We start from the raw sequence: 24,450 nt of genomic DNA on the forward strand, positions 1-24,450 counted from the left end.
GCAAACCGCCAACTCTTCACCTCAGCTCGGCGACGTTACCGGCGCGGGCTCCTGCCCGGCCGGCGTCTCCTCATTCACAGTCTCCGGCCGCTTCGTCCTCAAGAGACGCAGCACGAAGACGAAGAAGACGGGAACGAAGAAGATCGCCAGCACCGTCGCCGAGATCATGCCGCCAAGCACGCCCGTGCCGATGGCATTCTGGCTGGCCGCACTTGGCCCGGTGGCGATCGCCAGCGGCATCACGCCCAAAGTGAAGGCTAGCGAGGTCATGATGATCGGTCGGAAGCGCAGACGGGCGCCTTCGATCGCGGCATCCATCAGCGATTTGCCCTCGGCAAACCCGTCCTTGGCGAATTCGACGATCAGGATGGCGTTCTTCGCCGACAGCCCAATGATCGCGATCAGGCCGACCTTGAAGTAGATGTCGTTGGACATGTCGCGGCTCATCACCGCAAGCACGCAGCCGATGACGCCGAGCGGCACGACCAACATCACCGACAACGGGATGGACCAGCTTTCGTAAAGCCCCGACAGCAGCAGGAAGACGAAGAGAATGCTGAGGCCGAACAGGAACGGCGCCTGCGATCCCGATCTCAGCTCCTCCAGCGACTGGCCGGTCCATTCGAAGCCGAAACCGTCGGGAAGTTCCGAGGCCAGTTGCTCCATTTCGGTAATCGCCGCCCCCGATGAATATCCCGGCGCCGGAGCGCCGGAAATACGCACGGAAGGGTAGCCGTTATAACCAACGATCTGCGCCGGTCCCTTCTGCCATTCGGCGACGGCGAAGGACGACAGCGGCACCATGCCGCCGCTCGCATTGCGGACATTGAGCTTCATCAGGTCTTCCGCCTGAAGTCTGCTCTTGTCCTGCGCCTGCACGATGACGCGCTGCATGCGGCCCGAATTCGGGAAGTCGTTGACATAGCTCGAGCCGAGATTGGCGGTGATCGTGCTGTTGATGTCGGCGAAGGCAACGCCGAAGGTATTTGCCTTTTCGCGATCGATGACCAGCACAAGCTGGGCCGAGTCAGGCATGCCTTCCGGGCGGATACCTGCGATGATGGGGTTCTGCGATGCCTTGCCGATCAGCATTCCCGCCGCCTCGGTCAGTGCCGCCTGGCCTTTCGCGCCGCGATCCTGGAGGCGGAAGGTAAAGCCGTTGGTCGTGCCGAAACCTTCGATCGGCGGCGGCGACAGCGCGAAGGATGTGGCGTCCTTCAGCCCAAACAGCTGCATGTTGGCGCGGTTAGAGATCTCCTGTACCGAATTGCCGGCGCCGCGTTCGGCCCAGTCCTTGAGTGTGACGAACACCAGGGCGGCATTCGGTCCCTGCCCCGAGAAGCTGAAGCCCTGGATCGCGACGACGTTGGCAACGGCCGGCTCCTTCTTGAAGATCGCTTCGATGCTTTCAAGCGAGGCCACCGTGCGGTTGCGGCTCGCCTCCGGCGGTCCCTGCACGTCGACGATCAGGAAGCCCTGATCCTCATCCGGCACGAAGCTGCTCGGCAGGTTGACGAAGAGATAGCCAAGGCCGACGAGCAGCGCGACATAAACGGCCATGACCCGCCAGGAGCGCTTGGCCAGTCCCTCGACTGTGCGGGCATAGCGCCCGGTCAGCCGGTCGAAGTTGCGGTTGAACCAGCCGGCGATGCCCTTCTTCTCGTGATGGCCCTTGATCGGTTTCAGGAAAGTGGCGCAGAGCGCCGGCGTCAGCGACAGCGCCAGGAAGGCGGAAAACAGGATTGAAACAACCATGGTCAGGCTGAACTGGCGATAGATGATGCCGGTTGAACCCGGGAAGAACGCCATCGGCACGAAGACGCAGGAGAGAACCAGGGTAATCCCGAGGATCGCACCGGTGATCTGCCGCATCGCCTTCTTGGTCGCTTCCTTCGGTGACAGCCCTTCTACCGCCATCAGCCGCTCGACGTTTTCCACCACCACGATGGCGTCGTCGACGAGAATGCCGATGGCAAGCACCATCGCAAACATCGTCAGCACGTTGATCGAGAAGCCGGCGGCATACATGACAGCCAGCGTCCCGAGCAGCGCGACGGGCACGACGAGCGTCGGAATGATCGTGTAGCGGAAGCTCTGCAGGAAAATGAGCATGACGACGAAGACAAGTGCAACGGCTTCTGCGAGCGTATGCGCCACCTTCTCGATCGATGCCGAGACGAACGGGCTGGTATCATAGGGAACGGAATATTCGACGCCATCAGGGAAGAAGCGTGAGAGCTCCTCCATCTTGGCCTTGACCAGGTTGGAGGTATTGACGGCATTTCCTGTCGACGACAGCTGGATGGCGATGGCAGCACTCGGCTGCCCGTTCAAGCGGGTGGAAAAGCTGTAGCTCTCGCTGCCCTCTTCGATGCGCGCGACATCACGCAGCCTGACATTCGATCCGTCGGCGTTGGCGCGCAGCACGATGTCTCCGAACTCCTTGATGTCGGTCAGTTGCCCCTTGACCAGCACCGTCGCCGTCAGGTCTTGCGAGATCGGATTGGGTGCTGCGCCGATCTGGCCCGCCGCGACCTGGGCGTTCTGCGCCGAGATCGCCGCGCTGATGTCGGATGCTGTGAGGTTCAGGCCGACCATCTTGTCGGGATCGATCCAGATGCGCATCGCCCTCTGCGACGCAAATAGCTGGGCGCGGCCGACACCCTCGAGACGGCGCAGCTCGCCGATGACGTTTCGGTTGAGATAGTCGCCGAGCGCCACCTCGTCGGTCTTCCCGTCCGTCGATGTCAGCGAGATGAACATCAGGAAGCCCGACGACGCCTCCTCGACCGTGATGCCCTGATCCTTGACGGATTGCGGCAGCCGCGGTTCGACGCGGCGAATGGCATTCTGAACGTCGACGGAGGCCTGGTCGATATCGGTGCCGGCCGCAAAGGTCGCGGTGATCGTCATCGCGCCCGATGTATCCGACGTCGACTCGAAATAAGAAAGGTGCTCGACCCCGTTCAGCTCTTCCTCGATTTGGCGGGTGACGCCCTGATAGATATCCTGGGGCGAAGCGCCGGGATAGCTGGTGGTGATGCTGAGCTGCGGCGGCGCGACCTTGGGATATTGGGCGACCGGCAGGAACGGCAGCGCGATCAGGCCAGCGATGGAGATGAAGATCGCAAAGACCCAGGCTAGGATCGGGCGATCGATAAAGAAACGTGCCATCGACCTTACTCCGGCTTCTTGGCGTCACCGGACGCGAGCTGGCCATCCCGCCACTCTTCCGGCGCGACCTTTGCGCCCGGCTGCAGCTTTTGGCTGCCGTCGACAACGAGACGCTCACCTGATGACAGACCGCTTTCGACCACCCATTCATTGCCGAAGGATTGACCGAGCTCCACGTCCCGCGGCTGTGCCACGTCTCCCTCCTGGACGACGTAGACTTGCGCCTTGCCATCGGCCGTGCGGATGACGGCGCGTTGCGGGATAAGGATTGCCTTCTCCCGGACGGCCTGTTCGATGCGCACCCTGATGTAAAGACCGGGCAGCAGGTCGCCCTTCGGATTGGGGAATTCACCGCGGAGGGTGACTTGGCCCGTCGTCGCATCGACGCTGGCGCTGCTGAAGAGCAGCTTCCCGGCTTCGCCATAGACGGTGCCGTCGTCGAAGACGAGCTTGATGTCGGCCTTGCCTGGTTCGGTCGATGTGAGGCTGCCGTTCTCGACCGCCCGCTTCAACGCCAGCAGGTCTCCGGAGGATTGCATAAAGTCGGCATAAACGGGGTCGATCTGCTGGATCATCGCCAGCGCGTCGCCTCCATCGGCCGTCACCAGCGCGCCTTCCGTCACCAGCGCGCCGCCGATGATGCCTGATATCGGTGCGCGGACTTCGGTATAGCCGAGATTGATCTTCGCTTCGTCGAGTGCGGCCTGCGCCAGCGCGACATCGGCATCGGCCTGGGCAAGGGCGACGGCCGCCGCATCGTATTCGATACCGCTTGCGACATCGCGGTCGCGGAGCGACTTCTGCCGGTCCAGCTGCTGGCGGGCATTCAGCTGCGTCGCCCTGGCGCGCTCGAGGCTTGCCTCGGCGCTTGCCACACGCACCCGAAAAAGCGCCGGATCGATCCGGTAGAGCACATCGCCCTGATGAACGAAGCTGCCCTGCTCGAAGATCCGTTCCTCCAGGATGCCGGAAACCCTGGCCCGCACTTCGGAAACGCGCGTCGCCGCAATGCGGCCGGGCAGCTCGCTGACCACGGGAAGCGGGCGGGCGCTAAGCGTCAGGACGCTGACGGCAGCAGGCGGCATCGCGCCGCCTTCCTGCGCGTAAGCCGGCAGGCCGGCGCCGAATATTAGCGCCAGGACAAGCGTACAACCAAATGATTTCGTTCGAAAAAGCATGTTCATTAGCCTTCCTGCTAGTCCCGCTGGGGTCCAAAAAAGCACAGCCCGCCGAAATGACGTTCGGCGGGCCTCCTCAGCCGACAGATAGTCGATCTTTTTTTGCTTTGCAAGATACCTACCGGTTGGTATGATAGCATTATCATGGTCGGAACTCCCATGGCTCGGCGATCCCGGGAGTGATACTGATCCTCTCGCGCGCCTCGGCGCGAAGCTTATCTCGAACACAGGTCATGCATTGGTAGATAGCCCCCGCAACAGAAAGAAACAGCCGGATGTCGTGCGGCAGGCTCTTCTCGATTGCGCCACCAAGCTGGCGCTGGAACATGGTCTCGCCGCCGTCAGCCTGCAGGCAGTCGCAAGTGCTGCCGGCGTGACCAAGGGGGGTCTGTTTCACCACTTCCCCAATAAGCAGGCTCTTATAGAGGCCGTGTTCGACGGCATGATGGAAAACCTCGACCGCGAGATCGACGAGGAACTGGAAAGGGACAAGGGCGGCCACGGCACATTCACCCGCGCCTACGTCCGCACCCTGTTTTCCGACCGTGCCCTCAACAACAGCCCGTGGTCGGCGCAGACGATGACGGTGCTTTCCGACCCCTACTCCAAGAGCCTCTGGCATAGATGGATGAATGACCGGCTGGTCAGGCACGCTGAAACCGACGTGGGAATGCGGCTCGAGATCGTTCGCCTGGCGGCGGACGGCGCATGGCTTGCCCATGTTCTGAGGCCTGACGACCATGCCGCGTCCGATGATACGGCGCTGTTGCACGAATTGATCGAACTCACCGAAGGGTGACAAGCGATTGACGCCTCATCCCGCGCCCGAGTATATCACCCGAGCGCGGGATGGTCGGGCTAGGCAGCGCGCACGGCCGCCATCGGTTTGACGTTCTGATTCATCCGGAACAGATTGTTCGGATCGTAGCGCCGCTTGATCTCGGCAAGGCGAGCGTAGTTGGCGCCGTAGGCAGTCTCGACGCGGTCGCCTTCGTCTTCGGGCATGAAGTTGATGTAGGCGGTGCCGACCGCATGCGGCTTGGTTGCCTCGAAAAGCTCCCGCGCCCAACCGATGCAGCTTCCATCCATCCCGGCTTCCCGCCAGCGCGCATGCACATTCATGACGAAATGCGAGCTGCGCTGCGGAAATGCGGTGGCCTCGGTCGGCACACGGCCGGCCGCGCCGCCGATATGGGCGATGAAGATCTCGCATTCCGGGCCGGGCAGCTTGCGCACGGCGTTGAGCAGCACGTCGATCGCCGCATCCGGAAGGGAGGCGAAATCCTGGCTCTTCCAGTAATTGCGCGCACCGGGGGTGAGCAACGGGTCGAATGCCTGCTGCCAGCCGGTGAACGGCACCGGACCGACGACGTCGGCAATCGGTTTTCCGATCGCCCGCAATCTGGCCGTTGCCTTTTCGCCCGCCGCGATGTCTCCGCAATAGCACATGGCGAGCACGACGATTTCCTTGCCGTGCCATTCCGCGGGAAGGAACGGCAACGGCGGCGCCTGGCGCATCACCACCCAGCAGGTCAGTTCGTCAGGTGCCGTCTCCAGCGCCTGCCGGTACTCCTTGAGCACGCTTTCCGCGTCAGCGAAGGGATGCACGACCAGCCCAGCAAGAACCTCCGTGTTGAGAGGGTTGAGTTTGAATTCGAAGGAGGTCACGACGCCGAAATTGCCGCCTCCGCCGCGCAACGCCCAGAAGAGATCAGGCTTTTCCGTTTCGCTCGCCTTGACCAGCTCGCCATCGGCCGTCACCACGTCCACCGACAGCAGATTGTCGATCGTGAGCCCGAATTTACGGGTCAGCCAGCCGAAACCACCGCCGAGCGTCAGGCCGGCGATGCCGGTGGTGGAATTGATACCAGTCGGTAGCACCAGCCCGAAGGCCAGCGTTTCCTGGTCGACATCGGCAAGCGTTGCACCCGGCTCGATCCTGGCGCGCCGCGTTTGCGGATCGACCCGCACCGATTTCATCGCCGACAGGTCGATGACGATACCGCCCTCGCAGACCGCATTGCCGGCAATGCCGTGGCCGCCGCCACGCACCGAAAGGAGCAAATTATTGTCGCGTGCAAACCTTACCGCCCGCACAACATCGGCAGCACCGGCGCAACGCGCGATAATCCCGGGCCGGCGGTCGATCATCGCATTCCAGATCGTCCGCGCTTCATTGTAATCCAAGTCCTTACTGGTCAGGAGACTGCCGCGAAATCCGGCGGCAAAGGCATCGATGGCCACGTCATTGACCATCGTCTGCCCCCTTTGCAGGGTCGTGAGGTTCAAATTGTCCATGGTTTCCTCCATGCGACCGGCGCCCCGCACCGTCGCGGCCGGCATTTTGCGCTTGCTACGATCCTCAAACAAGTTTCGAAAAGGATTAGCCCTCGGCGGCAGCAAAGAAAGGAAGCGACTTCCTATTGAATTTTCATCGGAAATCGATGACTGCGGCGGCAATCCCGCACGCGGCGGAACAATCCCTAATCCCGCAGCCCCCGAGCAATGGCATCAATGATCGCGCCAACCCTGCCGGGCACGAACCGGCGTGACGGATGAATGGCGTGGATCGGCAGCACCAGTTTCCGCCAGCCGGCGAGAACTTCCACGAGCCTGCCATCCGCTATGTCTTCCGCCACGAGATCCACCGGGACGTAGATGATGCCTGCCCCGGCGAGCGCTGCCATTCGCAGCGCCTCTCCGTTGTCTATCTCGATGTTGCCGCGAACCCCAACCGTGAAACCTTCACCGCCCTTTGTCTCGAACGGCCATTCGTCGCGGGGCACGAGATTGAGGTTGAGAATGCAGCGGCCGAGGCGAATATCCTCGGGCCTCTCCGGCACGGCAAATCTATCGAGATATGCGGGAGAGGCGCAGCAGACGAAATGATAGCTGCCGACACGCCGCGCGATAAGCGACGAAGGCTTCAATTCGCCGATCCGGATCGCTAGATCATACCCTTCGGCCACCAAGTCGACATTGCGGTCGCTGAGATTGAGCTCGACCGAAAGTGCCGGATGCCGCTCCGCGAGTTCGGCCATGACAGGCGCAAGCCGCTTGATCCCCAGTGTCGTCGGAGCGCTTAGACGCAGGCGTCCCGACATGGCCTCGGCGTCAGGCCGGGAGATGTCGTTGAGTTCCTCCAACTCGTCGATGATTCTGTTTGCCTTGACGAGGAAGCGGGACCCGACCTCGGTCAGCCGCTGCGTACGCGTCGTGCGTTCGATCAGCTTGACCCCATACTCCTGCTCCAGCGCCTGGATGCGCCTGCCGACCATGGCAGGCGAAATGCCGAGCCGTTTCGCGGCAGCGGCGAAACTCCCCGACGTCGCGGCGGCAATGAGGGTCTGCAAGTTCAGAAGATCGGGCATTCGATACTTTTATGCATCTCTGTTACCGGGATCAATGCAATTAACGACGGAATATTTCGGATGTATCCCTGTGACCATCACATCGGAAACAGGAGACAGAACGATGAAGACTGCAATTATCGGCATCGGAAACATGGGCAAGGGCCTGGCCTCACGCCTTGCAGGGAAGACTGACCTGATCATCGCGGCACGTAACGATCCGGGCGCGCGCAGCCTTGCCGAAAGCCTCGGTGTTGAAAGTGCTACCATTGCAGACGCGATCGCCGCCGCGGGGATCGTCATCCTCGCCGTTCCCTATGCCAGCGCTCTTGAGATCGCCGCCTCGCCGTCGCTGTCGGGCAAGATCGTCGTCGACATCAGCAATCCCCTGAAGCCCGATTTCTCCGGTCTGCTCTTCGGCCACGAGACCTCCGCCGCCGACAAAATCCAGAATGCCGCGACCGGCTCCAAGGTGGTCAAAGCTTTCAACACCATCTTCGCCGAGCTCTTCAACGCGTCCCGCGACGCCACGGCCAAGGTGCCGGTATTCGTCGCCGGAAATGACGAAGACGCGGTGGAAAAGGTTTCCAGACTGATCGTGGACGCGGGATTTGCCGTCGAAAAGACCGGAGGCCTCGACGCTGCCAAGCTCCTGGAGCCGCTCGGCATGCTCAATATCCGCCTCGGCTACGGCCTCGGCCGCGGAACCGTCATCGCCCCTGCCTGGATAAACCTCGCCGCCTGAGGTCATCTCATCGATCGGCAGGACCGACATCCCGTCCTCACGGACGGGATGTTTTTGTTGCCCGGACAAAAACTCGCCAACTCCGCCATTTCCATACTGTCGCCGGTATCCGATTGATGTATGGAGGGAGCTCAAAAGACGTGCACGGAGGCGGCGATGGATCACCCGGAAAAATCGAAGACAGAAAAGAACCTGACGAGCGGTGATCTCGACGAACAGGCGCTTTTCTTCCACCGCTATCCCCGCCCCGGCAAGCTTGAGATCCAGGCGACCAAGCCGCTCGGCAACCAGCGCGACCTGGCGCTCGCCTATTCGCCCGGCGTTGCCGCCCCCTGCCTTGCCATCCGCGACAATCCCGAGATGGCGGCCGAATATACCTCGCGCGCCAATCTCGTCGCCGTCATTTCAAACGGCACCGCCGTGCTCGGCCTCGGCAATATCGGCCCGCTGGCCTCCAAGCCGGTCATGGAGGGCAAGGCCGTGCTCTTCAAGAAATTCGCCGGCATCGACGTCTTCGATATCGAGATCGATGCCCCGGGCGTCGAGCAGATGGTCTCGACCATCGCCTCGCTGGAGCCGACTTTCGGCGGCATCAACCTCGAAGACATCAAGGCGCCGGAATGTTTCGAGGTCGAGCGGCGCCTGCGCGAGAAGATGAAGATCCCCGTCTTCCACGACGACCAGCACGGCACGGCGATCATCGTCGCCGCCGCGATCCTGAACGGGCTGGAACTCGCCGGCAAGAACATCGCCGACATCAAGATCGTCGCCTCTGGCGCCGGTGCTGCCGCCCTTGCCTGCCTCAACCTGCTGGTCATTCTCGGGGCAAAACGCGAAAACATCTGGGTCCACGATCTCGAAGGCCTCGTCTATGAGGGCCGTATCGAGTTGATGGACGAATGGAAATCCATCTATGCCCAGAAGAGCGATACGCGCACGCTCGCCGAAAATATCGGCGGCGCCGACGTCTTCCTCGGCCTTTCGGCCGCCGGCGTGTTGAAGCCGGAGCTGCTGGCGCAGATGGCCGACAAGCCGTTGATCATGGCGCTTGCCAATCCGACGCCGGAGATCATGCCCGATCTCGCCCGCGCTGCCCGTCCCGACGCGATGATCTGCACCGGCCGCTCGGATTTCGCCAACCAGGTCAATAACGTCCTCTGCTTTCCCTATATCTTCCGCGGCGCGCTCGATTGCGGCGCTGAGACGATCAACGAGGAAATGAAGATGGCGGCCGTGCGCGCCATCGCAGCCCTTGCCCGCGAAGAACCGTCGGATGTCGCCGCCCGTGCCTATTCCGGTGAAACTCCGGTCTTCGGCCCTGACTATCTCATCCCCTCGCCCTTCGATCCGCGCCTGATCCTGCGCATCGCACCTGCAGTCGCCAAGGCCGCCGAACAGAGCGGCGTCGCGCGCCGCCCGATCCAGGATTTCGACGCTTATCTCGACCAGCTGAACCGCTTCGTCTTCCGCTCCGGCTTCGTCATGAAGCCGATCTTTACCGCGGCCAAGGCCGCGGAACGCAAGCGCGTCATCTTTTCCGAAGGCGAGGACGAGCGCGTGCTGCGCGCCGCCCAGGTGCTGCTCGAGGAAGGCCTTGCCGAACCGATCCTGATCGGCCGCCCGCAAGTCATCGAGACGCGCCTGAAGCGATACGGCTTGCGCATCCGGCCGCTGCAGGATTTCGAAGTCATCAATCCGGAAGACGATCCGCGCTTCCGCGAATATGTCGATCTCTATTTCTCCCTCGTCGGCCGCCGCGGCGTCATCCCGGAAGCGGCCCGCACGATCGTGCGCACCAACACCACCGTCATCGGCGCGCTGGCGCTGAGGCGCGGCGAGGCCGATGCGCTGATCTGCGGCCTGGAAGGGCGATACGAGAAGCATCTGCGCGACGTCCGCCTGATCATCGGCAAGCGCAAAGATGTCCGCGATTTCTCAGCCCTGAGCCTGATGATTTCGCAGCGCGGCGCCACCTTCTTCACCGACACCTACGTCACCTTCAATCCGACTGCCGAAGAGGTCGCCGAAGCGACGGTGCTGGCGGCCGAGGAAATCCGCCGTTTCGGCCTCACGCCGCGCGCCGCCCTGGTTTCGCATTCCAATTTCGGCTCGCGTGAATCCGAAAGCGCCACGAAGATGCGCAACGCCCTGCAGCTCGTGCGCGAAGCCGCGCCCGACCTTGAGGTCGACGGTGAGATGCACGGCGAAAGCGCCATCACCGAAGCACTGCGCAAGCGTGTCATGCCGGACACGACCCTGCACGACGAGGCGAACCTCCTGGTCTTCCCGAACCTCGATGCCGCCAACATCACCCTCGGCGTGGTCAAGTCGATGACCGACGGCCTGCATGTCGGCCCGATCCTGCTCGGCACCGCCCTGCCCGCCCATATCCTCGCCCCCTCGGTCACTTCCCGCGGCGTCGTTAATATGGCGGCACTCGCCGTCGTCGAGGCATCGCAACCGGCTTGAGCCGGTTGCCCGCAACACAGCGTAAAGACCCTGAAGTCGTCCCGACACATGTCCTGATGCCGTCTCAGGCACTCCGTATCGACAGGCGCCCTTTATCCGCGAGCACATCGGCGCGTTCGTTACCGGCAATGCCGGAATGGCCCTTGCACCAGGCAATGGTCATGAGCGCATTCTGGGATAGTTGAAGATCGACTGCTTTCCAGAGTTCCGCATTGGCGATCGTTCGCCTTCGGGCATTCCCATTCGGACTGCTTTTCTTCCAGCCGTTGTTCTTCCAGATATGTCGCCAGCTGTTGCAGCCTTTGACGGCATAGACGGAATCGGACCAGATGGTCGCGGGCTCGCCGCTTGCCTCGCTGTTGATCCAGATTGCCGCCCTGAGCACGGCGGTCAATTCCATCGAATTATTGGCGGAATCTTCGGCGCCCCCGAAGCCGGACGCGATTTCCGCCGCATCGCGGTAAACGACAAAGGCCCACCCTCCGCGCCCGGAACCGGGTTCATAACAACCGTCCACGAAGACGTGGAAGCCGTGTTGGGTTTCCGGCAGCCCGACTGTCGTTGCGGGGGAGCTGAGTTCGTTGGCAATACCTGTCATTTTCGACGTCCGGATATGAGTACGTTCCCCAAGCCGCTGAGGAGATTGGAGTGGAGCACTTAGCCTCGTTGATTACCACCGGCAGCCTCCTCATAATCGAACACTGGGTCTCTGGCGGTCCGCTGGCTAAAATCGCGAAAATACGCTAGGAATTTATCCCAGCTTATTAAGAGAAATACCCTAAGAGAAACCCGCTGCGATCGAGGCCGCAATCGACCGATCGATTCTTTTGCTCATTCCGGGACGACGCCGTGAAACGCCGAAACCTGTCTCTTGCCCTTCTCCTTGCCCTTGCGGCGCCGGCCGCCGCGCAAAGCAGCGCCGTCTGTGAGGACCTGCGCGGTCGCCTTGCCGACTTGCCGCGATCGATCGGCAATGGCAACGGCCCGGAGGCGCGCCAATATTCCAGTGCCATGGCCGAACAGAACCTCGAGCTGCGCAAGGTTCGCAACGAGCTGCGCAGCAATGACTGCACCTCGGGCAGCATGGTCGTGATCGGCGGCGAGAATGCCGATTATTGCGCCGAACTCTCGCAGTCCGAAGCCCGCATGATCGACAATATCCGCTATCTCCAGGACCGCCGCAACGAACTGGCCGGCCAGAACGGTGCCGATGACGGCGCGCGCCGCGAACTGGTCGCGGCTCTCGACCGCAATGGCTGCAACAGCGAAAATTTCTATGCTCCGAGCGATCGCAGCGCCAACGAACCGGCTCCGAGCGTCGAGGAACAGGCGATGCGCACTGATACCTTCATTCCGCTCGGCGGCGGTGAAGAGGTCGATCCGCGCTACGACCTGCCGCGGGCCGAGATGCTCTCGCCGGTCAGCACCATGTGTGTGCGCAGCTGCGACGGTGGCTTCTTCCCGATCAGCTCGAACGCCACCTCGGTCGATTTCGGCCGCGACGCCCAGACCTGCGCCAAGATGTGCCCGGGCATCGAGACCGAACTGTTCTATCGTGACGTGACGAGCACCGAAGCCTCGAACATGATCGCGGTCGCAACGGGCACGCCCTACAGCGCCATGAAAAATGCCTTTGCCTACAAGAACCGCACGCCCGGGGAAAAGTCCGCTTGCACCTGCAATCTCACCGCCTATTACGAGGAGATGCGCGGCAAGCAGACGTTGAGCGAACCGCCGCAGCAGGGCTCGATCACCACCATCCGCACCAATCCCCCGGCGAAGGATGCGGCAGCGCAGATCGCACCGCAGCCGTCCGTTCCCGAGCGCCCCTACGATCCGGCGCAGAACCGCGTCCGTCAGGTCGGCCCGCAGTTCCTGGCCGGCGATCAGGGCTCGATCGATCTCGCCAACCCGGCAACGTCAGGTCCGCAGCCGCAACAGCAGCAGTGATCGAACAGCTGGAACGGCGGTGGCCGAGCTATAGCGGCGTTGTGCCAAGGTGCATGAGATGACAGCTATGTCACGTGAACGTGCGGCGCGATGTGAATGCGGGTCGCTTGAGCATGGTCAGTAGGTCGTACGACCGCCGCTCAGGTCGAACGTCGATGCGGTCGTGAAGGAGTTCTCTTCAGAGAGCAGCCAGACGACCATCGAAGCGATCTCGTGAAGTTCGGCAAAACGGTCGCGCGGAATGCGGACGCGCATATATTCGATAAACTCGGCTGTCAGCCCGTCCAATATGGGTGTCTTTGCTGTGGTCGGCGTTACCGCGTTCACGGCGATTCCCGTCTTTGCGAGTTCCTTGCCAAGAGACTTGGTGAAGCCCAGCACCCCGGCTTTCGCTGCGCTGTAGGCGGCGATGTTCGGATTTCCCTCCTTGCCCGCAACCGAGGAGATGTTCACGATCCGCCCGTAGTCGCGCTTCAACATAACCGGAACGACGTGCCGGCAGCAGTTGAAGGTTCCCGTGAGGCAGACATCGACAACATCTTTCCACTCGCTGACATCGTATTCGATCGTGGGTTTTACCGGACCGGTAATCCCGGCGGAATTGACGAGGCCATCAATACGGCCAAAAATCTCCTCGGTCCTCCCCGCCGCGTTTTTCACTGATACGGGATCTGCGACATTGACGCCGAAAGCAACCGTGCCGGATCCGAGAGCGGAAGCGCTGTCCTTCGCCATGTTTTCGTTCAGGTCCCAAATGGCCACCTTGCCACCAGACTGGATGACGCGCTCTGCGATCGCGTAGCCGATGCCGCGCGCACCGCCTGTGATTACGATGATGCGTTCCTTCAAGTCGATCATGTTCATTGGGCCGTTATCCTCCGATTGAGCCGCCGATAGCCGAATATCCAATTCCGGGACTTCGCCTTCAGCGTATCGATATGACGGTCAGGAATAAAGACATCTCGGCCTCGCACGGCGTCGGCGATACCGGTTTGCTCACCTTGACTGTCAATGGCGTGACTGTGCGATTGAGGCGATGCTCCACCGCACTGCCCTAGGCGTTCAGTCCCCATCCATCATGAAAGACGAGTTCCTCGAGCGGTAGCCGCTGCCGCCAGCCTTTGACGGAGAGTTCCGGCTCGTCATAGAGCCGGTCGACGAAACCGGCACAGAGCCAGGCGACCACCTCGATATGCTCGGGTATGCCGAGAATGCTCTTTAGATCGCCTTCGCGAAAAATGCTGACCCAACCGATGCCGACCCCTTCCGCCCGCGCCGCCAGCCAGAGATTTTGGATGGCGCAGACGGTCGAATATGAATCCATCTTCGGATTGTGGGTGCGCCCCAGCACCACGCTGCCACTACGCGTGGGATCGCAGGTCACGCATATGCCGAGCGGCGCCTCCACGATGCCTTCGAGCTTGAGGGCGCGGTAGGCCTGCCGCCGCTCGCCGGCAAACATCTGCGCCGCCTCCTCGTTGGCGCTCGCAAAGGCGTCCCGGACGCGCGCCCGCACAGTTGGGCTTTTCACCAGAATGAAATTCCACGGCTGCATGAAACCAACCGACGGCGCGTGATGCGCTGCCGTCAGCAACCGCTTCACGACATCGTCGGGCAAAGGGTCGGGGAGGAACTGACTGCGAACGTCACGCCGCGTCATGATCGCGTGATAGACGGCCTCGCGTTCGATCAAGGAAAAACCGGATGCCGCCGAAAGGGCATCCTCATCAAAGGGTCGCATCGTCAAATCCCAAACAACGCGACCGCCCCGCCGTCCGCGCGGATCGGTCTATCTTGCCAGGCCGGTCTTCTGACTCGGCGTCATCCGTCTGCCGCAGCCTTCCCGGCGAAAAGCCAGTGGCGTGATGAAGCGGCAGGCGTCGGCCTTACAGCGTTGGGCACGTTCCGGTCTTGCACCAGATTCCCGATTCTCCCGCCTTACCGGCGGGCACCTGACGGCGCATCTATTTCAGGAAACCGGCGCGGCGGCAAGCTGGACCCGATGTGGCGTTGAAGCCGCGTTCGGTTTGGCAGCGGCGCGATGTTCCCTGAACGCCGCAGCCAGCGTTCTGAGCGCCGAGCGCGATCTTGCATCCGTTAGTGTCGAATGCAGGACAATCTCCGACGAGGGCAGCGGCGGCAGGCTGAAGCGCTGACTCACTTCAATCGAGCCCACCGGCGCAAGACGGTGGGAGAATGCCGCGACCGCAAGTCCAGCCGACACCGCCGCCGTCATCACCAGCGAGCCCCCGCCGAGGAAAACCTCGTTCCAGGCGATTCCTGCACCATCGAGCGCGTGGGTGGCGATGTTGTGGACGCCACAGGACGGTGACAGCGCAGCAAGACGCAGCGGCTCGCCGCGGCGATACTCGAACTGCGGTGCCGCGAACCACCCGAAATGCTCCGGCCCCAGCACCTCGCCGTCACGCCGGTCCTCCTCCCGGCGAATGATCGCCGCATCCAGCTCACCGCGATCGAATGCATCGAGCAACACTCGAGAATTGTCGAGCCGCACCTCGATCGTCAGCCCTGGATCGTGAGCGCTGAGACGCGCCAGAATCGTCGGAACCTCCGGCCCCGCCACATGCGCGGCTATGCCGAGCGTGAAGTGCCGGCTTGTCGAGGAAAGAGCTGCGACCGCACGATCATGAGCGCCGATGAAATCCCGCGCGGATTGAAGAAAGACCGCGCCCTGCGCCGACAGGCGCACCAAACGCGGGGTCCGCTCGATCAGCCTGTGGCCGAGCCGCTCCTCCAACCGCTTCAACTTGACGCTAATTGCGGCCTGGGTGCTGCCTAACGCCTCAGCGGCGCGGGTGAAGCTCTGCAGCTCGGCAATAGTCACGAACGCCCGGACCGCATCCACATCGAGCATCGTCATATCAATCATCCGAAATTGTTGTTTCTGAAATAGAAAATCATCCAATTCAGTTATGGTCAAGTGACGATTATGGTGGCTCCCGGCAGCGCATCGATTTCACCTGTCATCGGGATTTCGCCGTCGCTCATCCCGTGCTGAAAGGATAACCATGTCACCCGCTTCCATCATCTCATCCAGGCTGCAGGGCATCGTCGCCTTGGCAGCTGCTTGCCTTTCATCCCTGATGTTCGGCCTGGAGATCTCAAGCGTACCCGCGATATTGCCGACGCTGGAGGCGGTGCTGCATGCCGATTTCCAGCAACTTCAATGGATCATGAATGCCTATACGATCGCGGTGACAACGGTGCTTATGGCAACGGGCACGCTGGCCGACCGTTATGGCCGCAAGCGCGTCTTCCTGATCGGCATCATTGCCTTCGGCTTGACCTCGCTGATCTGCGGGCTCGCGGACAATGCATCCGTTCTGATCGTCGCCCGCTTCCTCCAGGGCATGAGTGGCGGCGCTATGCTGATCTGCCAGGTGGCCGTCCTCTCGCACCAGTTTCCAGAGGGCCGGCAGCGCGGCATGGCCTTCGGCTGGTGGGGGATTATCTTCGGCATCGGCTTGGGATTCGGGCCGCTCATCGGCGTTACGATCGCGGCCTTATCGACGTGGGAATGGGTATTCCTAGTCCATGTCGTGCTGGCGGTCGTGACAGCCACGCTCGCCGTCTTCGGCGTCCGCGAATCGCGTGACCCGGAGGCGAAAAGCCTCGATATCGCGGGCATCGCCAGCCTGTCGCTTTCCGTCTTCTGCCTTGCCTTCTACATCACCCAGGGACCGGCCCTCGGTTTTGGCAGTACTACGGCACTTGCGGTCATCTGCCTTTCGGCCGCAAGTTTCATAGCCTTCATCGTCGCAGAGAAGATCAATTCGCGGCCGATGTTCGATGTCTCGGTCTTTCGAATCCGTGCCTTCTCCGGCGCCATAATCGGCTCGATCGCAATGAATATCAGCTTTTGGCCCTTCATGATCTATCTGCCGATCTGGTTTCAGGCAGGCCTTGGTTATGGTAGTCTCGCCGCCGGTTTGTCGCTGCTCGCCTATACGCTTCCCACGCTCATCGTCCCGCCGCTGGCCGAGCGGCTCTCGCTGCGCTATCGCCCCGGTCTCGTCATTCCAATCGGCCTATTCACGATCGGCCTCGGTTTCCTGCTGATGCGGCTTGGAGCCGCCTCCGCCGCAGCAAGCTGGCTGACCATGCTGCCCGGCTCATTGCTGTCGGGCCTCGGCCTCGGAATGACCAATACCCCCGTCACCAACACGACGACAGGCGCAGTTGCGCGTGACCGCGCCGGCATGGCATCGGGGATCGATATGAGCGCCCGGATGATCTCACTCGCGATCAATATCGCGGTGATGGGCTTCATCCTGGTCAGCGGGGTGTTCTCACATCTAGAAAACGTCCTGCCGGCGACGCTCGGCCCGGAACAACTGCGGGCTATGGCTGAACGCATCTCCGCTGGAAACATCGCCTCCCTTCCCGATCTGCCCGCCGACATCATCCGCGACGCGCTCGTCGAGGGATTCGGCCGGGTGATGCTCTACGGTGGCCTCGGTGTGTGGCTGCTGGCCACGGCCAGCTTCCTCGTCTTCGGCTCAGGAAAGATTCGCCGCTGCGCCGAAGATGAGGCATGCAATTCGACTGTGGTTTGAGGATGAGGCAGTGCTATGCTCTGGAGGTGAGAATGGAGCAAGACGTCACCGCGCACCCCCTCTATCCAGCAGCGAACAGACAGCCGCCCCGCGTCGGTTTGAAGCGGCTTGGCAAGCCTCTTCACCCCATCGTTCCTATGGCCTTATGGCCACCGAAGGCGTATGGACTGAGACAGTCCATCGCAGCATCCCGGTTGCCCGTGCCCCGCCTCACACCCATGATCCTTGCGGTCGCCCTGTTCATGGAACAGATGGATTCGACCGTGATCGCCACCAGCCTGCCGGCAATCGCCGCCGATATCGGCACCTCGCCGATCGCGCTGAAGCTCGCCGTCACCAGCTATCTCGTGGCGCTGGCGATCTTCATCCCGATCAGCGGCTGGATGTCCGATCGTTTCGGTGCGCGCAACATCTTCCGCATGGCGATCTTCGTCTTCATGATCGGCTCGATCGCCTGCGCCTTTTCAAACTCGATCACGGCCTTTGTCATCTCGCGCCTGATTCAGGGCGCCGGCGGCTCGATGATGACGCCGGTCAGCCGCTTGCTGCTGGTCCGGGGAACACCGCGCCACGAACTCGTCGATGCCATGGCCTGGCTCACCATTCCCGCTCTGATCGGCCCGATCATGGGTCCGCCGATCGGCGGCTTCCTCACCACCTACCTCACCTGGCACTGGATCTTCTGGATCAACGTCCCGATCGGCGTGCTCGGCATCATCCTCGTCACGCGTTTCCTGCCGGCCGTCGAGCCACGCAGTCCGCGGCCGATGGACTTCCCGGGCTTTTTCCTTTGCGGCATCGGCTTCTCTGGCTTCGTCTTCGGCGTGTCGGTGATCAGCCTGCCGGCCGTGCCCGTCATTTACGGTTATGTCACGGTTGCGATCGGCATCCTTGCCGGCCTCATCTACCTCCTCCATGCCCGCCGCGCGCCCTATCCGCTTCTCGATCCGAAGATGTTCCGTTATCCGATGTTCCGGGCGGCGATCCTCGGCGCCTCGAATTTCCGCATGGGGCTCGGCGCCTTGCCCTTCCTGATGCCATTGATGCTGCAGCTCGGCTTCGGCCTGACGCCGCTGCAATCGGGCTCTGTCACCTTCGTCAGCGCGCTCGGCTCCATGGGCTCGAAATTCGCCGCCGCGCGTACCTTCAATGCCTTCGGCTTCCGCACCGTCATATCAATCACGACCTTGCTGGCGGCGATCTTCCTCGGCATCAACGGCCTTTTCACCGCCGAAACGCCGCTGTTCCTGATCATGGCCTGCCTGCTGATCGGCGGCCTGTTCCGCTCCATGGCTTTTTCGGGCGTCAACGCCATGGCCTTCGGCGATGTCGACGACGCCGACAGCAGCCAGGCGACCGCGATCAATGCCGTTGCCCAGCGTATCTCCATGGCGATGGGCGTGGCGATCGCCGGCGGCATCCTCGAAATCTCCAGCAGCTTTCACGACGGTAGGCTGCTGGTCTCCGATTTCCACATCGCCTTCTTCAGCGTCTCGGCGATTTCGGCGCTGGCCTGCATCACCTTCCTGCGCCTGCCGCATGATGCCGGCGCGGAACTGACGGCGCGCGGTCGCAAGCGCAGGCATGCCGAGCCCGAAGAGGCCGTGGCGGAAAATAGCTGATTGAGACAGATCTGCCTGGCGCGATGGAAGCATTCCTCACCCGCCGGTTCGCAAGACTCGGCACCGGCAGGCGCCAGGGTGAAATGACCCACGTGTACCCCAACACCCCATTCTACTTTATGATTTATTCACACATCAAATACACACTGCGTTTGCGCGTTTTGGGTTGCTATCAGGACATGGGCATGAGGGCTCGTGATGTGACCGTCAGCGTCGATGCCCGTATTGATACGCCAGTCGGGAACATGTCCGACTGAGCCGCAATTCTAGGCCGCCGCGGAATGTTTCATTTTTTGAAAACGATGCCTCTGACCGCCAAGCTGGCGGCGATTATCGTTGCCGTCAACCTCTGCGGCATTTCCGCTTTCGCCACCTATACCTGGATGTACGAAACCCGGGCGTTGATCGATGGCGCGAAGGCGAACTGGTCCAAGGATGCCGAGCAATTTGCATCTCTGGCTGCGGGCGGCGTGAAATGGGGGAAGGCGAATGCCGTTCGAGAGGCTTATTCGCTCTACCGCGACGACCCCTCGCTCGATCTCGTGCAGTTTGCCGCATTCAACGCCGAACCTGCCGCCGTCGATACCTGGGCGCGCGATGGCGTCAGTGGTTTGCCCGCACCAGCCGATCTGGCGAAGAGCCTCACCGCGAAACCGGAAAAGACGACCATCGATGACGGTAGAATATCTGCCGGCGTCGTGACGATCATCGCGCCGCTCCCGCTGGATAAGTCGGGCAAGGCCACCGGTTACATCGTCACGAACTGGTCCGTCGAAAAAATCGCTTCCGAAGTCAGGCAGAAAGTTCTCATTTCGCTGCTCACGCAGTCCGCGATCACCGCCATGGCCGTCGTTGCCTTCCTTCTCGCCATGCGCAACCTGGTCGGCCGACCCATCAGGGTGATCAGCGAACGAATCAGCGCGTTGCAGAAAGGCGATCTGGTCTCTCCCGTTACCTACAGGGAAAATGGCGACGAGATCGGCTTTCTGGCGCGCGCATTGGAAGTTTTCCGTCACGAGGCGATTGCGAAGGTCGAGAGAGAGCAGGCGGCTGCCGAGCAGAGTGCCTCGCTCGACGCCGAGCGGGCGCGCAACGCAATGTTGACAGAAGAGGCCAGCAACACGCAGCGGCTGGTGATGCACGCTCTTGAAAATGCCTTGGAACAGCTCGCCGCTGGCGACTTCTCGATACATCTGGCCGATGTCGGTCCTGAATTCGATAAGTTGCGGCAGGACTTCAACAACATGGTCGATGCGGTCGCAGCCGCCCTGACAGAGATCAAGACCGCCTCCGTGGCTGTCGAAACTGGCTCGAGCGAGCTGGCGACCTCCGCGGATCAGCTCGCAAGACGCACAGAGCAACAGGCAGCCGCATTGGAAGAAACCGCCGCCGCACTGGATGAGGTGACCACCACGGTCAGAACATCGTCGCAACGGGCTGAAAATGCCGGGCAGCTGGTCGAGGAGACAAAACGGAGCGCCCATGTGTCGGCGACGGTGGTGCGCGATGCGATCGGGGCGATGGACCGGATCCAAACCTCGTCGAGCCAGATCGGCCGCATCATCGGCGTCATCGACGAGATTGCCTTCCAGACGAACCTGCTGGCGCTGAATGCCGGCGTCGAGGCCGCGCGCGCCGGCGAGGCCGGCAAGGGTTTTGCGGTCGTTGCGCAGGAAGTGCGTGAACTCGCCCAGCGGTCGGCAAATGCCGCAAAGGAAATCAAGAACCTGATCAACGTATCCGGCCAGGAAGTTGCCGCGGGCGTCGGGCTGGTGAACGAAACCGGTGACGCACTCCTGAAGATCGAGGAGCAGATCAACCGCATCAGCGACAGTATAGCTTCCATCGTCCAATCCTATCGCGAACAGGCGACGGGCCTGCAGGAAATCAATAGCGCGATCAACCAGATGGATCAGACGACACAGCAGAACGCGGCAATGGTCGAGGAAACCAACGCGGCCTGCCACGAACTGCTGTCGCAAGGACGCCTTCTACAGGACTCGGCCGGCAGGTTCGTCGTCAGTGCGTCTACCGCCAGCCAGCCCAAACCCGTTCAAGCCGCCCGCCAAGCTCGTCCTGAGCCCAGAGCCTTCGCGCAGCGTCATACAGGAAATGCCGCCGTTGCCGCTGCTCCCGGTGCCTGGGAGGAGTTCTGACGTCGTCTGCATCCGATAAGCCTTAGTTCTCAGCAACCTATAATCAGGAAGGAAACGCTTATGAAGAAAATCGTGCCCGCATTTCTTTTGGCCTGCACGGCATTTGCCATGCCCATGGGCGTATCCATGGCGCAAGATGCCAAGCTTGCCCCGATCTCCGACTACGTGACGAGCGACGTCAAGCCCTGGCTCAACGACCCAGCCATCATCGAGGCTGTCAAGGCGCAGAACACTGCCAACGCCAATCTCAGCGCGGCTGAGGTTGACGCCCTCGACAAGAAGTGGCGTGCCGAAGTCGATGGCTCAGACCACTCGATGATCGACGGCGTGCTCAACAATGCACTGTCGAAATTCCTTCAGGGAAAGAAGGAGGCTTCCGGCGGCAAGATCACGGAAATCTTCGTCATGGATGCAAAAGGCCTGAATGTCGGTCAAAGCGACACTACATCCGACTACTGGCAGGGCGACGAGGGCAAATTCCAGAAGTCCTTCGGCGCCGGCAAGGACGCCGTCTTCGTCGATGAGATCGAAAAGGATGAGTCGACCCAGACGCTGCAGTCGCAGGCAAGCGTCACGATTTCCGACGACAAGGGAACGCCGATCGGCGCCATCACCGTCGGCGTGAACGTCGACGCCCTCTGATCTCGGCTTCTCCTTCATATCGCCCTGAAGCCCAGCGCTTTCGGGCGATATGCTTTCTGCTCCCTGCGGGAAGGATACCGCGCCCTGGTTTTTAAGCCGCAAATTCTGCGTGACAAAATGCTGCCGCGACGATACACACGCCCGATGTCGACCACTTCGATCTACGCCTCGCGATTTTATTGGTACCGCTGCTCCCAGCGGATGCGGGTCTATGCGTAACTGAAGTCGACGCGACGACAACCCGAACAGCCGCTAGTCTACCTGGCGGCTTTTTTGTTCCGCACGGTATGACCAAACAGGAGCCATACCGTGTCCGATACCATTGACGATCTCCGCATCCTCGAGATCACACCGCTGACCAAACCCGCTGATATCATCGCGGAAATCCCCCGAACCGTTGCCGTCAGCGAGACGGTAACCAGCAACCGCCATGCGATCCATAAGATTCTCGAGGGAGAAGACGACCGCCTGATCGTCGTCATCGGCCCTTGCTCCATCCATGATCCTGCTGCGGCACGCGAATATGCCGAGCGACTGGCGGAACAGCGGCAGCGCTTCTCCAGCGATCTCGAAATCGTCATGCGCGTCTATTTCGAAAAGCCTCGCACCACGGTCGGCTGGAAGGGCTTAATGAACGACCCGCATCTCGATGGCAGCTACCGCATCGAGGAGGGGCTTCGGATTGCCAGGCGCCTGCTGCTCGACGTCAATGCCATGGGGCTGCCCGCCGGCGTCGAATTCCTCGAGACGATCACGCCGCAATACATTGCCGACCTCGTCAGTTGGGGCGCGATCGGCGCCCGCACGACGGAAAGCCAGATCCATCGCCAGCTCGCTTCCGGCCTCTCCTGCCCGATCGGCTTCAAGAACGGCACTGACGGCGGCGTCCGTGTCGCGCTCGACGCCATCCTGGCCGCCTCGCAGCCGCATCATTTCCCCGCCGTCACCAAGGACGGGCAAGCCGCCATTGCCTCGACGAAGGGCAATGAGGACTGCCACATCATCCTGCGTGGCGGCAAACAGCCGAACTATGAAGCAGCCGATGTCGAAGCTGTCGTGGGCGAAGCCGTCAAACTGGGTGTGACCCCACGCATCCTGATCGATGCCAGCCATGCCAACAGCAGCAAGGATCCGATGAACCAGCCGCGCGTCGTCAAATCCGTGGCCTCGCAGATCGCCGCCGGCAACCGCCACATCAAGGGCATGATGATCGAGAGCAACCTCGTCGCCGGCCGCCAGGATCTCGTGCCCGGCAAACCGCTGGTCTACGGCCAGTCCATCACCGACGGCTGCATCGACTGGGACATGTCGGTCGACGTGCTCGATAATCTGGCCCACGCCGTCCGCGATCGTCGCAAGGCCGCCGTCGCGGCCTGAGCGGCACTATCAAGCGCGGCGGGCAGATATCCCGCCGCCCAACAGGGCGGTGGGGGCCAACCCCGGTTATCTCATGGGTACGTCTACCGGATACGGCTTCATAACTCACGCCCGGATGATCGATCCAAGTTCCGATTTGAAAACTGGTACGAGCAACGTGGGGTTACCAACCAACCGGTCCGCCATCATGGGTGGAGCCCGAGGCCGGATCATCGGCACGCGGAATAGGAGCAGATTCAATAGAGCAGCCGTGGATGCACTGAATCGGGCCCGTGTTCAGTCGCGACCCTGTAATAAGTACGCATGCCGTCGCGCTCTTTTTCGTAAGTCCACTTCAAGCCCCATCTGCATTCTTCCGTCATGCAGTCACGGCTCTTCGATTCGAACATATCGAGTTGAAATGCCTCGCCATTGATTTCGCCGGTGATCGAGCCGGTTTTCCCCTTATCCTTCGATATGAGTTCAAACGCCCCTGCTCGACCATCCAGACAGTAGATTTTCCCGCGATAGGTTCGCTCGCCGGTCTCCAGCTTCCAGAAATTTGTCTTCACCTGCGACACGCTGTAGCGACCCTTGCATTGCTGCCTTTCGGCAGAGCCGATCTCAATCGTTCCACCCATCTCCTCACTCTCGTTCCTCGCAGTCACCTTTCCGACCACCGGAGTACCCGTTGCAAGGTAGCTTCCCTCGACACCACGGACAAAAAGATATGAACATCCTGCGAGCGTGAAACCCATTGCCACCACGGAGCCGGCGATCATAAAACCACGTAGTGTCCACGCGCATCTCAAGAGAGCCAGCAAGTCTCCACCTCCAGTTTCATCTTCATGTTTGCGGATGCCAAAAGAGCGAGTTGGAGCAGTGGACGACCAGTCGTTAACAGCCAGAATAGCACTGATATTCAGGTCACGATATTTCCCCACAATTAAGAAGATGAATGAATGCCACAGCTCATCCTGAAATAGAATACCTCGTCCGCTTCGGCGAGGTGCACGGAACCGGAGGCAGCAACTGCAATCAAACCTTGGCAGTCCCCCAATCACCCACCCCTCAAAAGCGTTCGCATCAGCAATTCGGAGATGAGCCCAGGCGCGACGTTGTCACGCACACTGTAACGTGCAATCCTGCCGAATAAACTTTTTCGATAGCGGACGCATGCCTGTAGAAACTCTTCCGTCTCCACCTTGGTGGAGAGTAGCGATTGCGTTGA

At 61.4% G+C, this 24,450-nt stretch carries 18 protein-coding genes and 1 riboswitch; of the genes, 9 read left to right on the forward strand and 9 right to left on the reverse strand.

What is annotated here, in order from left to right:
* Positions 1-21: 21 nt before the first annotated feature.
* Positions 22-3,174, reverse strand: coding sequence for an efflux RND transporter permease subunit (locus AC244Q_RS10810; RefSeq protein WP_128407315.1), 3,153 nt, complete (start codon positions 3,172-3,174; stop codon positions 22-24).
* 5 nt (positions 3,175-3,179) lie between these two features.
* Entirely contained in the window at positions 3,180-4,358 is a 1,179-nt protein-coding gene (locus AC244Q_RS10815) for an efflux RND transporter periplasmic adaptor subunit (RefSeq protein ID WP_206641108.1), read from the reverse strand.
* A 232-nt stretch (positions 4,359-4,590) separates the two neighbouring features.
* Between AC244Q_RS10815 and AC244Q_RS10820 the strand changes: the two genes are divergently transcribed.
* A complete protein-coding gene (locus AC244Q_RS10820) occupies positions 4,591-5,151 on the forward strand; it encodes a TetR/AcrR family transcriptional regulator (RefSeq protein WP_128407316.1) in 561 nt (186 codons plus the stop codon).
* 59 nt (positions 5,152-5,210) lie between these two features.
* On the opposite strand, the gene AC244Q_RS10825 is transcribed toward AC244Q_RS10820, so the two are convergent.
* Both AC244Q_RS10825 and AC244Q_RS10830 read right to left on the reverse strand, forming a co-directional pair.
* Positions 5,211-6,650: an FAD-binding oxidoreductase gene (locus tag AC244Q_RS10825; RefSeq protein WP_012757687.1), complete on the reverse strand. Its 1,440-nt coding sequence runs from the start codon at positions 6,648-6,650 to the stop codon at positions 5,211-5,213.
* Between the two features lie 185 nt (positions 6,651-6,835).
* Positions 6,836-7,723 carry a LysR family transcriptional regulator gene (locus tag AC244Q_RS10830; RefSeq protein WP_113544984.1) on the reverse strand — a complete coding sequence of 296 codons (888 nt, stop codon included), beginning with the start codon at positions 7,721-7,723 and terminating at the stop codon, positions 6,836-6,838.
* 103 nt (positions 7,724-7,826) lie between these two features.
* On the opposite strand from AC244Q_RS10830, the gene AC244Q_RS10835 reads away from it, so the two are divergent.
* Positions 7,827-8,447: an NADPH-dependent F420 reductase gene (locus tag AC244Q_RS10835; RefSeq protein WP_113544983.1), complete on the forward strand. Its 621-nt coding sequence runs from the start codon at positions 7,827-7,829 to the stop codon at positions 8,445-8,447.
* A gap of 156 nt (positions 8,448-8,603) precedes the next feature.
* Complete coding sequence (locus tag AC244Q_RS10840; RefSeq protein WP_029875491.1) at positions 8,604-10,916, forward strand: NADP-dependent malic enzyme; 2,313 nt, start codon at positions 8,604-8,606, stop codon at positions 10,914-10,916.
* A 64-nt stretch (positions 10,917-10,980) separates the two neighbouring features.
* On the opposite strand, the gene AC244Q_RS10845 is transcribed toward AC244Q_RS10840, so the two are convergent.
* Positions 10,981-11,514 carry a ribonuclease H family protein gene (locus AC244Q_RS10845; RefSeq protein ID WP_113544982.1) on the reverse strand — a complete coding sequence of 178 codons (534 nt, stop codon included), beginning with the start codon at positions 11,512-11,514 and terminating at the stop codon, positions 10,981-10,983.
* Positions 11,515-11,765: 251 nt separating this feature from the next.
* Here AC244Q_RS10845 and AC244Q_RS10850 point away from each other — a divergent pair, with 251 nt between their 5' ends.
* A complete protein-coding gene (locus tag AC244Q_RS10850; protein WP_113544981.1) occupies positions 11,766-12,866 on the forward strand; it encodes a DUF2865 domain-containing protein in 1,101 nt (366 codons plus the stop codon).
* Positions 12,867-12,983: 117 nt separating this feature from the next.
* Here the strand turns inward: AC244Q_RS10850 and AC244Q_RS10855 are convergent, their stop codons facing one another.
* The 3 genes from AC244Q_RS10855 to AC244Q_RS10865 form a co-directional block, all read right to left on the reverse strand.
* Positions 12,984-13,730 (reverse strand): SDR family NAD(P)-dependent oxidoreductase, encoded by a 747-nt coding sequence (locus tag AC244Q_RS10855; RefSeq protein ID WP_012757694.1) that lies wholly within the window; start codon positions 13,728-13,730, stop codon positions 12,984-12,986.
* A 190-nt stretch (positions 13,731-13,920) separates the two neighbouring features.
* Positions 13,921-14,607 carry a 5,6-dimethylbenzimidazole synthase gene (gene bluB / locus AC244Q_RS10860; RefSeq protein ID WP_017994251.1) on the reverse strand — a complete coding sequence of 229 codons (687 nt, stop codon included), beginning with the start codon at positions 14,605-14,607 and terminating at the stop codon, positions 13,921-13,923.
* Positions 14,608-14,649: 42 nt separating this feature from the next.
* A riboswitch (cobalamin riboswitch) is annotated at positions 14,650-14,837 on the reverse strand.
* A complete protein-coding gene (locus tag AC244Q_RS10865; protein WP_162770403.1) occupies positions 14,836-15,747 on the reverse strand; it encodes a LysR family transcriptional regulator in 912 nt (303 codons plus the stop codon). Its footprint overlaps the riboswitch before it by 2 nt.
* A gap of 148 nt (positions 15,748-15,895) precedes the next feature.
* Here AC244Q_RS10865 and AC244Q_RS10870 point away from each other — a divergent pair, with 148 nt between their 5' ends.
* The 5 genes from AC244Q_RS10870 to AC244Q_RS10890 all read left to right on the forward strand — a co-directional run bounded on the left by AC244Q_RS10870 (position 15,896) and on the right by AC244Q_RS10890 (position 23,240).
* Complete coding sequence (locus AC244Q_RS10870; RefSeq protein ID WP_113544980.1) at positions 15,896-17,443, forward strand: MFS transporter; 1,548 nt, start codon at positions 15,896-15,898, stop codon at positions 17,441-17,443.
* 218 nt (positions 17,444-17,661) lie between these two features.
* On the forward strand, positions 17,662-19,065 hold the full coding sequence (locus AC244Q_RS10875) for an MFS transporter (RefSeq protein WP_017994254.1): 1,404 nt from the start codon (positions 17,662-17,664) through the stop codon (positions 19,063-19,065).
* A 281-nt stretch (positions 19,066-19,346) separates the two neighbouring features.
* Entirely contained in the window at positions 19,347-21,221 is a 1,875-nt protein-coding gene (locus tag AC244Q_RS10880; protein ID WP_017994256.1) for a methyl-accepting chemotaxis protein, read from the forward strand.
* Positions 21,222-21,281: 60 nt separating this feature from the next.
* Positions 21,282-21,863: a hypothetical protein gene (locus AC244Q_RS10885; protein WP_017994257.1), complete on the forward strand. Its 582-nt coding sequence runs from the start codon at positions 21,282-21,284 to the stop codon at positions 21,861-21,863.
* A 309-nt stretch (positions 21,864-22,172) separates the two neighbouring features.
* Entirely contained in the window at positions 22,173-23,240 is a 1,068-nt protein-coding gene (locus AC244Q_RS10890) for a 3-deoxy-7-phosphoheptulonate synthase (protein WP_017994258.1), read from the forward strand.
* A 236-nt stretch (positions 23,241-23,476) separates the two neighbouring features.
* Here the strand turns inward: AC244Q_RS10890 and AC244Q_RS10895 are convergent, their stop codons facing one another.
* The gene (locus AC244Q_RS10895) at positions 23,477-24,043 is read right to left on the reverse strand and encodes a hypothetical protein (RefSeq protein ID WP_017994259.1); all 567 of its coding nucleotides are present in this window, start codon (positions 24,041-24,043) and stop codon (positions 23,477-23,479) included.
* Positions 24,044-24,450: the final 407 nt, after the last annotated feature.

This window comes from Rhizobium sp. CB2179 (genome assembly GCF_057653455.1).

Bases quoted from the DNA above. Each gene is read 5' to 3' on its own strand.
- AC244Q_RS10810 (WP_128407315.1), bottom strand. From the start codon at position 3,174: ATGGCACGTTTCTTTATCGATCGCCCGATCCTAGCCTGGGTCTTTGCG.
- AC244Q_RS10815 (WP_206641108.1), bottom strand. From the start codon at position 4,358: ATGAACATGCTTTTTCGAACGAAATCATTTGGTTGTACGCTTGTCCTG.
- AC244Q_RS10825 (WP_012757687.1), bottom strand. From the start codon at position 6,650: ATGGACAATTTGAACCTCACGACCCTGCAAAGGGGGCAGACGATGGTC.
- AC244Q_RS10830 (WP_113544984.1), bottom strand. From the start codon at position 7,723: ATGCCCGATCTTCTGAACTTGCAGACCCTCATTGCCGCCGCGACGTCG.
- AC244Q_RS10835 (WP_113544983.1), top strand. From the start codon at position 7,827: ATGAAGACTGCAATTATCGGCATCGGAAACATGGGCAAGGGCCTGGCC.
- AC244Q_RS10840 (WP_029875491.1), top strand. From the start codon at position 8,604: ATGGATCACCCGGAAAAATCGAAGACAGAAAAGAACCTGACGAGCGGT.
- AC244Q_RS10845 (WP_113544982.1), bottom strand. From the start codon at position 11,514: ATGACAGGTATTGCCAACGAACTCAGCTCCCCCGCAACGACAGTCGGG.
- AC244Q_RS10855 (WP_012757694.1), bottom strand. From the start codon at position 13,730: ATGAACATGATCGACTTGAAGGAACGCATCATCGTAATCACAGGCGGT.
- bluB (WP_017994251.1), bottom strand. From the start codon at position 14,607: ATGCGACCCTTTGATGAGGATGCCCTTTCGGCGGCATCCGGTTTTTCC.
- AC244Q_RS10865 (WP_162770403.1), bottom strand. From the start codon at position 15,747: ATGACGATGCTCGATGTGGATGCGGTCCGGGCGTTCGTGACTATTGCC.
- AC244Q_RS10870 (WP_113544980.1), top strand. From the start codon at position 15,896: ATGTCACCCGCTTCCATCATCTCATCCAGGCTGCAGGGCATCGTCGCC.
- AC244Q_RS10875 (WP_017994254.1), top strand. From the start codon at position 17,662: ATGATCCTTGCGGTCGCCCTGTTCATGGAACAGATGGATTCGACCGTG.
- AC244Q_RS10880 (WP_017994256.1), top strand. From the start codon at position 19,347: ATGTTTCATTTTTTGAAAACGATGCCTCTGACCGCCAAGCTGGCGGCG.
- AC244Q_RS10885 (WP_017994257.1), top strand. From the start codon at position 21,282: ATGAAGAAAATCGTGCCCGCATTTCTTTTGGCCTGCACGGCATTTGCC.